This is a genomic window from Yersinia enterocolitica (assembly GCA_002082245.2).
GTDB lineage: Bacteria > Pseudomonadota > Gammaproteobacteria > Enterobacterales > Enterobacteriaceae > Yersinia > Yersinia enterocolitica_E.
The window spans coordinates 2,408,131-2,420,075 of the sequence record NBTC02000002.1; the positions used below are offsets into that span (position 1 = coordinate 2,408,131).

Genomic DNA, 11,945 nt, shown 5'->3' on the forward strand with positions numbered 1-11,945 from the left:
TTATGCTTTAACCAAAAGCGCCACTGCTTCACATGCAATACCTTCACCACGGCCAGTAAAACCAAGTTGTTCCGTGGTGGTAGCTTTTACGTTGATATCATCCATATGACATTGTAGGTCTTCCGCCAAATGCACGCGCATTTGCGGGATATGGGGAGCCATTTTAGGTGCCTGGGCAATAATGGTAATGTCCAGATTACCCAGCCGGTAGCCTTTCGCCAGAATACGGCGATAAGCTTCACGCAGCAAAGCACGGCTATCAGCACCTTTAAATGCCGGATCGGTATCAGGGAATAATTTGCCGATATCACCTAACGCAGCCGCCCCCAATATTGCATCGGTAGCAGCATGTAATGCGACATCACCGTCGGAATGTGCCAATAGGCCCATCTCATATGGGATACGCACACCGCCGATAATAAGTGGGCCAGCTCCGCCAAATTTATGAACATCGAAACCATGACCAATTCGCATTAATTGCACTCCTTATAATGCCTTTATTACTTGAGGTTGCAGCAGCATTAGCCGCTCTTACTCACCAGAATCACAATGACTGGGCCAAGCCTGCTGGAATTTACTGGCTGCAACACCCATTAATTGGGCTATTGACGTTGGGTTAAATAAAACTCGGCCAAGGCCAGATCTTCAGGGCGCGTCACTTTGATATTATCCGAACGACCAGACACTAATATCGGATGATAGCCGCAATGTTCTAATGCAGAAGCTTCATCAGTGACCACCGCCCCTTCGCGCAAGGCGCGGGCCAAGCATGTTTTTAATAACTCAAGCGGGAAAAGTTGAGGTGTCAGGGCATGCCACAGCGCTTGACGACCTACAGTATGGGCAATGGCCGGATGATCGCCAATTTGGACAACGGCCTCACTGCGCTTCATGGTGTCACGTACTGGTGCTGCCAGAATACCCCCGACATGGCTATGGTCGATAATCGACAACAACCTTTCAAGGTCATCGAGATGCAAACAAGGACGAGCCGCATCATGAACCAGCACCCACTCAGTCTGCCCTGCACATTGTAAGCCAGCCATCACCGAATCAGCCCGCTGCTCACCACCGTGAACAAGCGTGATCCGCGGGTCCTGCGCAATAGGTAACGTTGAAAACTGCGTATCCTGAGGATGTATTGCCACAATAATCCGCTGGACACGTGGATGCCGAAGCAAAGAAAAAATAGCATGTTCAATGATTGTCTTGCCAGCCACAGTTAAATACTGTTTAGGGCAATCAGCCTGCATACGGCTGCCAATACCTGCAGCCGGTAATACCGCAATGATATCAGGAAGGGAAACTGCAAAATTACTCATTATTTATTATTGCGCGTTATTTGACGACGAAGGGATACCCGCATTACGTCTGGATTGGTCAGGAACCAGACGATAGAAACTTTCGCCAGGCTTGATCATGCCCAGTTCGTTACGTGCGCGTTCTTCGATAGCCTCTTGACCACCATTTAAATCATCAATTTCAGCAAATAGCTGATCGTTCCGAGCTTTAAGTTTGCCGTTATTGGCCTCTTGCAGCGCCACGTCATCCTTAACCCGAACAAAATCATGAACACCATTCTTGCCCAACCACAGTGAATACTGTAACCAGCCAAGTAAAATCAGCAATAGTAGTGTAAGTTTTCCCATTCCCGCCCCCTGAAAAACTGCCTATACCGTAAATAATTCGAGTTGCAGGAAGGCAGCAACTGAGCGAGTCCTCAGGAGCTTACACAAGTAAGTGACTGGGGTGAACGAAGACAGCCAACACACATGCAACTTGAAGTATGACGGGTATAATCATCCCACAACTTTTCGTCGGACTCCACTCTGTGAAGGAAATAGGTCATAAAGCTCAGATTAAGGATGATTTCCGGCAAAAATACCATGCAAATCTACAAAATGTCATTAGTTGCTGGTTTTGAGTGCACGGTAAGTCCTGCTGTCACTACCTCTTATTGCCCCCCTGCAAATCATGCAGAGATAAACACTGCAAAAACTGTTTTTGGCATTAGCTTATACCAACACTCAAGTTAAAAATGCATATTTAATCTCGTCAAAAACAAATAAACCCCATTACAGTTGAGTTTATATGTATAAAAGTTTATTTTTATGCACTCAAACTGCATAAATAAAAAATGTACCTTAACTCGTTGCTACTTTTTACCGGGAGATTCACATGTTTAAACGTTTAATGCTGGTCGGAACTTGTCTGGCCGCCGTATTGTCTGCGGGTAGCGTTGTTGCAGCCGAGCCGACTTATGTTGTCGGTTCCGGTGGTACCTACCGCCCATTTGAGTATGAAAATAGCCAAAAACAACTGGAAGGTTTTGATATAGATATCATCAAAGCTATCGGTAAAGCTGAAGGTTTTCAGGTCAAATTGGTGAATACGCCTTGGGAAGGGATTTTTGCCACATTAGGCTCCGGTGATCGCGATATCATCATTTCGGGTATCACCATTACCGATAAACGTAAACAAATGGTTGATTTTTCAGATCCTTATTTCCCTGCCGAACAAACTATCGTCGTGGCTAAAGGCTCTAAAGTTGATTCCATTGCGGCACTGAAAGATCTGAATGTTGGCGTGGTGAACTCAAGCACCGGCGACATCGTGGTATCCGATGTTCTGGGTAAAAACAGCACTGCGATCAAACGCTTTGATAACACGCCACTGATGCTGCAAGAACTCTACGAAGATGGCATCGCTGCCGCCGTAGGTGATGTAGGTGTCGCCAAGTTCTACCTGAAAACTCACCCGGAAAAAGAATTTGAACTGGTTTCCGATACCAAGTTTGAGCGCCAATATTTCGGTATTGCGGTGGCGAAAGGTAATGAAGAATTGCGCACCAAAATCAACAGTGGTTTGCAGAAAATCATTGCTGACGGCACTTACGCCAAAATCTATGAAAAATGGTTTGATGCACAGGTACCAACACTGCCAGCCGCAACCCAGCCAGCAAAATAACCCTTTCTTATATACGCCACCGCTGCGTGAATGCGCGGTGGCTTGATTGACCGGATCACCCTATGTCAGGATTTCGTTGGGAAATCATTCAGGAATACGCCCCACTGTTTATGGACGGTGCCTGGATGACAATTAAGTGCACCATTATCTGTGTGATTTTGGGCACAACCTGGGGGTTAACCCTCGGTCTGGGCCGTCTGGCGCAAGCGCCTCACGGTATCTGGAAGCCAGTATTGTACTATTTCGTTCAATGGCCAGTACGCATCTATATTAGTGCTATTCGCGGCACCCCCTTATTTGTGCAGATAATGGTGGTGCATTTCGCGCTGGTGCCACTGTTTATTAACCCACGGGATGGCATTCTGGTCACCAATGGCATTATGTCTTCTGATTTTGCCAGAATGCTGCGCTCAGATTACGGTGCTTTTTTATCCTGTGTCGTGGCTATCACGCTGAACGCGGGTGCTTATGTTTCTGAGATTTTCCGCGCGGGTATTCAGTCAATTGATCGCGGCCAGATGGAAGCCTCGCGCTCATTGGGAATGAGCTACGGCAAAACGATGCGCAAGGTTATTCTGCCTCAGGCTTTCCGCCGGATGTTACCGCCACTGGGTAACAATGCCATCGCTATCGTAAAAGATTCATCGCTGGCCTCTGCGATTGGCCTGGCTGACTTAGCCTATGCTGCTCGCACCGTTTCTGGTGCCTATGCGACTTATTGGGAACCCTACCTGACTATCTCACTGGTTTATTGGGTTATCACATTCTTACTTTCGCTATTAGTGCGGCATATGGAAAAGAGGTTCGGTAAAAGTGATTCACGTACATAACCTACAAAAACAATTTGGCGAAACCCATGTGTTGCGTGGCATTTCTTGCGATATTCAGCCAAAAGAAGTGGTTTGCATCATTGGCCCATCCGGTTCGGGTAAAAGCACCTTTTTGCGCTGTATTAATGCGTTGGAGACGTTATCCGGGGGAGAAATAACCGTTAATGGTTTTGAGATCCATAAGCCGAAAACCGATCTCAACCGGATGCGCGAAAGTGTCGGCATGGTGTTCCAACGTTTTAATCTCTTCCCTCATATGACGGTGTTGGAAAACCTAACCATGGCACCTATGGATGTTAAAAAGCTGCCACGAGCACAAGCCATAGAACGGGCTGAATTGTTGTTACGCAAGGTGGGATTACTCGATAAGATTGATGCCTATCCCAGCAGTCTTTCTGGCGGTCAACAGCAACGCGTTGCCATTGCCCGAGCCTTGGCAATGGAACCTAAAATCATGTTGTTTGACGAACCGACTTCAGCACTGGACCCGGAGTTAGTCGGTGAAGTGCTAGCGGTGATGAAAGCATTAGCACTGGAAGGGATGACCATGGTGGTAGTGACTCATGAAATGGGCTTTGCCCGAGATGTGGCCGACCGGGTGCTGTTTATTGATCAAGGGGTGATACAGGAAGAGGGGCAACCGGAAAAAATCTTTACCGCCCCTACTAATCCGCGAACTCAGGCATTTCTCAGTAAGGTGCTTTCAGCGCAAGGGTAAACGGTTACCCATTGAAGATGTTACAAATTGAAGCGGGTTATTATCAGGTGAAACCGAATAGCCCGCCGATTTGCTCACCAACCAGTAAGAAATGAAAACAGCATCCAGAATAAACACAATACTGCAATACCACTCCCACCAATGGTAAATAAGAGATTACCGCGCGATAACACACTCAAGGCAATACCTACCAACACTGAAACCGGCATCAGGGCCAGAAAGAACGGCCAAGTGTACAGCAGGAAGAAGACGGTATTGGGACCATAGACAAAGAAAGGTATCGCAAACGCCAGCCAATAGAAAACAAAGCCTGTAACGCCACCGAGAAAGGAGTATGACGGCTCCTCCCTTTCCCGCTGTTCGTCGATAATAATTTGGGTGATATTCTGCATAGCAATCCTGTGGGCACAGTTTACCAGCACGCTCTAAGGGCGTTTTGCCGATAGCCATTAGTATAGATACCCAGCGTAATTAGCGTTACAGGTAGGCAGCAAGCTAATACATCCCGATGCGCTTACACAGTCAAGTGATTCGGGTGAATGCGTGCAGCTAACGGCCCTGTAGCTTCAAGTACAAAGGGTATCATTTAGGATTTGATAATAGCTCGACCACGCAGTACGTCTAACAATTGTTCAATCAAATTTGTTACTAATTGTTCACCCGGCAAATGAATATCAGCGTGTTCGGGTGATTCATAAATAGAGTCGATGCCAGTAAAATTTTTCAGCTCGCCAGCACGGGCTTTTTTGTACAAACCTTTAGGGTCACGGGCCTCACAAATAGCCAACGGTGTATCGACAAATACCTCAATAAACTGGCCTGATGCCAACATATCGCGCACCATTTCCCGCTCAACCCGATGAGGTGAGATAAACGCCGTCAGCACCACCAACCCGGCATCTACCATCAGTTTGGCCACCTCCCCGACGCGACGAATATTCTCGCGCCGGTCAGTATCAGAAAAACCCAAATCACGGCATAAACCATGGCGCACATTGTCGCCATCCAGTAAGTAAGTGCTAACACCGCGAGCAAACAGTGCCTGTTCCAGCGCACCGGCAAGGGTAGATTTCCCTGAGCCAGATAAACCGGTAAACCACAGCACCACCCCTTGGTGCCCATGCTGTTGCTCCCGATCCTCTCGGGTCACCGCATGGGGATGCCAGATGATATTCTCATCAGCTGGCAGAGCGCCCGATTCATTAACATCATGCGTTTTCAACGGATCGGCGTACAAGTTATTTACCCCCTAACAGATCACGCGCGCCCCAGTGTGGGAAATGGCGGCGAACCAAAGCATTCAGTTCTAGCTCAAACGTACTGAATTCAGTATTTTCCTGATAAACCGACGCCAGCGTTTCGCGGATTAACCCCGCACCAACAGTGACATTAGTCAGCCGATCAATAAAGATCATGCCACCGGTATCCCGGTTGCGTTGATAGCTGTCGAGCACCAGCGGTTCATCAAATGCCAGTTCAACCAAACCAATACCATTAAGCGGCAGGCTGTCAACTACCCGCTGGGTCAATGAGTTGATTTCCACCTGATATTGAATATTTTCCACCCGCGCACGGGTCTTTTTCCCCGCTACTTTGATGTCATAACTTTGTCCAGCCACTAACGGCTGTTCCGCCATCCACACCACATCCACCAGCGCATTTTGCGCCGCTGTTAAGGTTTCACTGGCATCAACCAATAAATCGCCACGGCTGATATCCACTTCATCAGTCAGCACCAAGGTTATGGCTTCGCCAGGGATGGCTTGCTCCAAGTCACCATCAAAAGTAACAATGCGCGCCACACTTGATTCCACACCGGACGGCAGCACTTTTACTCTCTGCCCAACGCGCACCACACCGGCAGACAAGGTGCCAGAATAACCACGAAAATCCAGGTTTGGCCGGTTAACATACTGCACCGGGAAGCGCAGCGGCTGCTGCCGGCTGGCATTGACCACATCAACACTTTCCAGCACTTCCAGTAGTGTCGGGCCGGAATACCAATTCATTTTCTCGCTCGGTGATGCCACATTATCGCCATCCAGCGCAGATAGAGGGACAAACTTGATGTCGAGATCCGTGGGTAATTGCTCGGCAAAACTCAGGTAATCTTCTTTAAATTGTTCGAAGACGCTTTCCTGATATTCCACCAAATCCATCTTATTCACCGCCACTACCAAATGGCGGATCCCCAGCAATGTAGCGATAAAGCTGTGACGGCGAGTTTGATCCAACACCCCTTTGCGGGCATCGATCAACAAAATCGCCAGATCGCAGGTAGAAGCCCCGGTCGCCATATTGCGGGTGTATTGCTCATGCCCAGGCGTATCTGCGATGATAAATTTGCGTTTCTCGGTTGAGAAATAGCGATAAGCCACATCAATGGTGATGCCCTGCTCACGCTCGGCCTGCAAGCCATCAACCAATAACGCCAAATCCAATTTTTCACCCTGAGTGCCAATACGTTTACTGTCAGTGTGCAGCGTTGATAACTGATCTTCATAGATTTGGCGGGTATCATGCAGTAAACGCCCAATCAGGGTGCTCTTACCGTCATCCACACTGCCGCAGGTCAGAAAACGCAACATCGTTTTATGCTGTTGGGCATGCAGGTAAGCTTCTACTCCCCCCTCGTTGGCAATCTGCTGGGCGATAGAGGTGTTTTGTAAAATCATCGATTTGTTCTCTGAAACTGGCAGCTCATCAACAACGGGCTGATCTTGTAATTTCGTGCTCATTGGGCGCTCCTCAGAAATATCCCTGACGCTTTTTAAGCTCCATCGAGCCGGATTGGTCACGGTCGATCATTCGACCCTGGCGTTCACTGGTAGTAGAGATAAGCATCTCTTCGATGATGGCAGGTAAAGTTTCAGCCTCGGACTCTACCGCGCCAGTCAATGGCCAACAGCCCAAGGTGCGAAAACGCACCATCTTCTGAGTAATGACTTCACCCGGTTGTAAATCAATTCGGTCGTCATCCACCATCAGTAACATGCCATCACGCTCAACCACCGGACGAGGCTTTGCCAGATACAGTGGAACAATGTCGATTTTTTCCAAGAAGATATATTGCCAAATATCCAGCTCAGTCCAGTTGGACAGCGGGAACACGCGGATACTTTCGCCTTTGTTAATTTGGCCGTTGTAGTTGTGCCACAGTTCCGGGCGCTGATTTTTTGGATCCCAGCGATGGAAGCGGTCACGGAACGAATAAATACGCTCTTTGGCGCGGGATTTCTCTTCGTCACGCCGGGCGCCACCAAATGCAGCATCAAAACCGTATTTGTTCAGCGCTTGCTTCAAGCCTTCGGTTTTCATGATATCAGTGTGTTTGGCGCTGCCGTGAACAAACGGGTTAATGCCCATCGCTACCCCTTCCGGGTTGCGGTGGACCAGTAGCTCGCAGCCAAATGCTTTAGCGGTACGGTCGCGAAATTCATACATCTCGCGAAATTTCCAACCGGTATCCACATGCAATAACGGGAATGGCAAATTACCGGGGAAGAATGCCTTGCGCGCCAAATGCAGCATCACAGAGGAATCCTTACCGATAGAATAGAGCATCACCGGATTACCGAATTCAGCGGCCACTTCACGGATGATATGGATACTCTCCGCCTCCAATTGCCGCAAATGAGTGAGTCGTTTTTCGTCCATAACAGATCCTTTATGCCAAATTCACGACTGACGGGCTGATAGCCTGTTCAGTCTGTGGTTGTTGCCCAAACCAGGCGATTTGGTGATGTAAATCCACCACTTCACCGATAACCAGCAGTGCTGGGGTCGGCGCCTGATGTGCTAATGATTCCAGTTGGGCCAGTGTGCCCGTCAGAACTTGTTGGTCAGCACGGGTTCCCCGGCCAATTACCGCTACAGGGGTGGTGCTTGCCCGACCATGGGCTATGAGCTGACGGCTAATCTCGGCGGCTTTCACTGTTCCCATATAAATCGCCAAAGTTTGGCGGCCTCGAGCCAGTGCCTGCCAATCCAAATCATCGCCATCGGCGCGGCAATGCCCGGTAATAAAGGTCACGCTCTGAGCATAGTCACGATGCGTCAGGGGGATACCCGCATAGGCTGTCGCCCCACTTGCCGCCGTCACTCCCGGCACCACCTGAAACGCGATGCCCGCACGCGCCAGCATTTGCAGCTCTTCACCACCACGGCCAAAGATAAACGGATCACCGCCTTTCAGCCGCACTACCCGTTTCCCCTGCTGCGCCAGCGAGACAAGTAATTGATTGGTTTCTTCCTGTGCTACCGAGTGTGCTCCTGCCCGTTTGCCGACACAGATACGTTCAGCGTCACGCCGTACCAGATCCAACACTTCCGGGCTGACTAAATGGTCATATAACACCACATCAGCCTGCTGAATCACTTGCAGACCACGTAATGTCAGCAAACCTGCACAACCAGGCCCCGCCCCCACCAAAGCAACCTCACCCTGAGTGCTGCGCTGCCCCTCCAGCTCTCGTTGTAATTCCTCTTCGGCTTGGGCTAACTGACCACGGCTAATCAGACTCGCAAAGCGGCCACTAAACGCATTTTCCCAAAAGCGACGGCGCTCTCCCATCGAGGCGATATGCTGTTTAACCCGACCACGCCAGCGCCCGGCAACGGCGGCCATATCACTCAGGCTGGCCGGTAGCAGGGCCTCTAACTTCTCACGTAGTAAACGCGCCAGCACCGGAGCTTGACCGGCAGAGGAGATAGCCACCACCAGAGGGGAGCGATCGACAATCGACGGGAAGATAAACGAGCAGCGGGGTTGGTCATCAACCACGTTAGCCAAAAGATGTCGCTGATCCGCAGCAGTAAAAACAGCGGCATTCAGCACGGTATCGTTCGTGGCGGCAATCACCAAAAAAACATCATCCAACTGTTCCGGCAAGAAAACCTTTGCCAGCCAGTTAATGCGGCCATCCTGATGCTGTTGTTCCAGTTCAGATGAAAGAGTCTGTGCCACTACCCTCACCTGTGCACCCGCGCGGTGGAGTAATTCAATTTTTCGCGCAGCGACTTCGCCGCCGCCAACAACCAATACTGGGCGCTGTTTCAAGTCGGCAAATAGAGGTAGATAGTCCACAACGTCCTTCAATTACATGATAAAGCGTAGGGTGACTATAGGGGGGGGGCATGGCCTTATGAAATGACGAAAAGTAATTACAAGTTCCATAATGATATATAGGCGTAACAGCATGGCTTGCAGCTAAGTTAGCCAATTCGCACTCAGGGCGATTTTCTTACTTACTGACATAAAATTTCTACACTTTAGGAAGTATACAAATTGTCTATTGGTGTAGACAGTTTCATACTAAGCACCGGAAAGAGCTGTATTGTCCATGCTGCGAGGCATGGCCCAGACTATAACAAGGATATTTCGGTATGTTTTCCCGCCGTCGCCTAAAGTGGGCACTATTCAACCTGTGTTTCAGTACCGTCTTACCGTTGCATGCCGCTACGACTCAGGCCGTTGGTCGAATCGCTGAACAACAAATCCGCCATATCAGCACCTACTTTCCCGGCCGTATGGCGGGTAGCCCGGCAGAATTACTGGCTGCTGAGTATATCAACCACCGTTTTCAGCAAATGGGTTATCAAAGCAACCTGCGGGGTTTTAATACCCGTTATCTGTATACCAGTAAAAACGGTAAACCAAGCTGGCACACACTGACTGCCACCTCGGTGATTGCCGCTCGCAACATGACAACTCTCGATAAAAAGCAGGTGACTGGCAAAGCGGATGACCAGAAACAGATAATTATCATGGCGCACTTTGATACCTACACACCGCAAAGTGATAAAGATTTAGATAAGAATCTGGGTGGGCTGACGCTACAAGGGGTCGATGACAATGCGGCAGGGGTCGGCGTTATGCTGGAACTGGCTGAACATCTGAAAGACACACCATTGCGCTATGATTTGCGTTTTGTGGCACTCAGCGCCGAGGAGATAGGTGCACAAGGTGCCGAGAACTATCTGCAACGAATGAGTAAAACGGAGAAAGCCAACACACTGCTAGTGATCAACTTAGATAGTCTGATAACCGGTGACCGGCTCTATTTTAATGCCAGTAACCAGCCCACAGCCATTGCTGCAAGGGATCAAGCACTTGCGTTGGCACGTCGGTATGGCATTACTGCCGCCACAGTTAAAAACCAGATTAGCTCCCCCTGTAGGGCGGATAAAAATATCTTCTATAGCGCCGGATTACCGGTGTTGTCTGTCGAAGCAAGCAACTACAGCCTGGGTAACAAAGAGGGTTGTCAGCAACGGGCCATCAGTAGCCACTTTCCTCAAGGTATAACCCGTCATCAAAGCCAGCTAGATAACTTAAATTATCTGGATAAGTACTTACCGGGTCGTATTAGTAAACGTTCACACGATAGTGTGAAAATATTGTTGCCCCTGATACAAGCGCTCGCTGCCGATAAAAAATAATATGGGCTTTGCGTAACTTCGCGCAAAACACCGATAAAAACCAATAAATTCAACGTCAGGGTGATCATTATGATCGCCCTTTTTCGTGCTTTTCACGTATAACTCTTGGTGGGTATGGCACCCATAATTAATTGACTCAATCTCGCTGGTAGGTATGATACCCACCAGCGACTCACCAGGAGGTCACATGGAGAGTGGCGAATTAATAAAGCGATTGCAGGATACGGGCTGGCAAATCAGGGGTTGTAAAAAAACCAATGGCGGTAGCCATGTCACGATGTGCAAACCGGGTGTACGCAAGATCATTACGCTGCCCCATCCGCGCAAGGATACATCCAAAGGTGTTCTGCGGCAGGCTCAGCAGATTGCCGGAATTAAATTGATTTAAACAAAGCCGCATACCCTAAATCATTCAAGTTGCTGGAAGGTGTGAAATCACCCACTGGGAACCGCCTCCACACATACGGTTTGAATGATGGCGGGTATAAACGCTTAGGGAGTTAACCATGATCTACCCTATTTTTATTTTCAGTACCACTGAAGGATTCGATGGATATTTTCCCGATCTTGACGGTTGTTTCTTTGCTGGCAATACCTTTGCCGATATCAGTAAAAATGCCGAAGAAGCCTTTGCTGTTCATATTGAAGCACTGATGGATGAAGGTTTTCCATTACCCACGCCCCCGAAAGATCCACAACGTTACATTGGGGATCCCCGGTTAAAAGAAGAAGGGGGGATTTTGGGGTTTGTTGAGATTGATCCGGCCAAATATGAAAGTAAGGCGGTCAAATTCAATCTGACCATGTCGCAAAATCTGCTGACCGCCATTGATAAGTTTATCGCCACACACCGGGGTTATAAGAACCGTAGCCAATTTCTGGCTGAATTGGCACGTGAGAGAATCATCAGCTAATAGATAATGAAAATGAGGGCGCAGGCAGCGCCCTCAGACCACAGACAAATTCAAATAAAGGGAGAACGTGCAGTT

General features: G+C 48.9%; 14 protein-coding genes and 1 pseudogene. 6 read left to right on the plus strand and 9 right to left on the minus strand.

Annotated elements, in window-relative coordinates; genetic code table 11:
- The 3 genes from A6J66_012510 to A6J66_012520 all read right to left on the minus strand — a co-directional run bounded on the left by A6J66_012510 (position 1) and on the right by A6J66_012520 (position 1,649).
- Positions 1–474: a 2-C-methyl-D-erythritol 2,4-cyclodiphosphate synthase gene (locus A6J66_012510; protein PNM24933.1), complete on the minus strand. Its 474-nt coding sequence runs from the start codon at positions 472–474 to the stop codon at positions 1–3.
- A 128-nt stretch (positions 475–602) separates the two neighbouring features.
- Positions 603–1,322, minus strand: coding sequence for a 2-C-methyl-D-erythritol 4-phosphate cytidylyltransferase (locus tag A6J66_012515; protein ID PNM24934.1), 720 nt, complete (start codon positions 1,320–1,322; stop codon positions 603–605).
- Between the two features lie 6 nt (positions 1,323–1,328).
- The gene (locus A6J66_012520) at positions 1,329–1,649 is read right to left on the minus strand and encodes a cell division protein FtsB (protein PNM24935.1); all 321 of its coding nucleotides are present in this window, start codon (positions 1,647–1,649) and stop codon (positions 1,329–1,331) included.
- A 529-nt stretch (positions 1,650–2,178) separates the two neighbouring features.
- On the opposite strand from A6J66_012520, the gene A6J66_012525 reads away from it, so the two are divergent.
- The 3 genes from A6J66_012525 to A6J66_012535 all read left to right on the plus strand — a co-directional run bounded on the left by A6J66_012525 (position 2,179) and on the right by A6J66_012535 (position 4,515).
- Positions 2,179–2,967 carry a basic amino acid ABC transporter substrate-binding protein gene (locus A6J66_012525; GenBank protein ID PNM24936.1) on the plus strand — a complete coding sequence of 263 codons (789 nt, stop codon included), beginning with the start codon at positions 2,179–2,181 and terminating at the stop codon, positions 2,965–2,967.
- A 62-nt stretch (positions 2,968–3,029) separates the two neighbouring features.
- Positions 3,030–3,797, plus strand: coding sequence for an amino acid ABC transporter permease (locus tag A6J66_012530; GenBank protein ID PNM24937.1), 768 nt, complete (start codon positions 3,030–3,032; stop codon positions 3,795–3,797).
- A complete protein-coding gene (locus tag A6J66_012535; GenBank protein ID PNM24938.1) occupies positions 3,781–4,515 on the plus strand; it encodes an amino acid ABC transporter ATP-binding protein in 735 nt (244 codons plus the stop codon). The genes A6J66_012530 and A6J66_012535 overlap by 17 nt, the downstream gene beginning before the upstream one ends.
- Positions 4,516–4,589: 74 nt before the next feature.
- Here A6J66_012535 and A6J66_012540 read toward each other — a convergent pair whose 3' ends face one another.
- The 5 genes from A6J66_012540 to cobA form a co-directional block, all read right to left on the minus strand.
- On the minus strand, positions 4,590–4,907 hold the full coding sequence (locus A6J66_012540) for a DUF3561 domain-containing protein (GenBank protein ID PNM24939.1): 318 nt from the start codon (positions 4,905–4,907) through the stop codon (positions 4,590–4,592).
- Between the two features lie 194 nt (positions 4,908–5,101).
- A complete protein-coding gene (gene cysC / locus A6J66_012545; protein ID PNM26996.1) occupies positions 5,102–5,704 on the minus strand; it encodes an adenylyl-sulfate kinase in 603 nt (200 codons plus the stop codon).
- A gap of 49 nt (positions 5,705–5,753) precedes the next feature.
- Positions 5,754–7,190, minus strand: a complete 1,437-nt coding sequence (locus A6J66_012550; GenBank protein PNM26995.1) for a sulfate adenylyltransferase subunit CysN — start codon at positions 7,188–7,190, stop codon at positions 5,754–5,756.
- 73 nt (positions 7,191–7,263) lie between these two features.
- Positions 7,264–8,172 carry a sulfate adenylyltransferase subunit CysD gene (locus tag A6J66_012555; GenBank protein PNM24940.1) on the minus strand — a complete coding sequence of 303 codons (909 nt, stop codon included), beginning with the start codon at positions 8,170–8,172 and terminating at the stop codon, positions 7,264–7,266.
- A gap of 10 nt (positions 8,173–8,182) precedes the next feature.
- Positions 8,183–9,601, minus strand: a complete 1,419-nt coding sequence (cobA, locus tag A6J66_012560; protein ID PNM24941.1) for a uroporphyrinogen-III C-methyltransferase — start codon at positions 9,599–9,601, stop codon at positions 8,183–8,185.
- A gap of 299 nt (positions 9,602–9,900) precedes the next feature.
- Between cobA and A6J66_012565 the strand changes: the two genes are divergently transcribed.
- Positions 9,901–10,956: an aminopeptidase gene (locus A6J66_012565; protein PNM24942.1), complete on the plus strand. Its 1,056-nt coding sequence runs from the start codon at positions 9,901–9,903 to the stop codon at positions 10,954–10,956.
- On the opposite strand, the pseudogene A6J66_012570 reads toward A6J66_012565, so the two are convergent.
- Positions 10,854–11,121: pseudogene (locus A6J66_012570) on the minus strand (hypothetical protein). The gene A6J66_012565 and the pseudogene A6J66_012570 sit on opposite strands and share 103 nt — an antisense overlap.
- 22 nt (positions 11,122–11,143) lie before the next feature.
- Here A6J66_012570 and A6J66_012575 point away from each other — a divergent pair.
- Both A6J66_012575 and A6J66_012580 read left to right on the plus strand, forming a co-directional pair.
- Complete coding sequence (locus tag A6J66_012575) at positions 11,144–11,344, plus strand: type II toxin-antitoxin system HicA family toxin (GenBank protein ID PNM24943.1); 201 nt, start codon at positions 11,144–11,146, stop codon at positions 11,342–11,344.
- Between the two features lie 118 nt (positions 11,345–11,462).
- Entirely contained in the window at positions 11,463–11,870 is a 408-nt protein-coding gene (locus A6J66_012580) for a HicB family protein (protein PNM24944.1), read from the plus strand.
- The last annotated feature ends 75 nt before the right edge of the window (positions 11,871–11,945 follow it).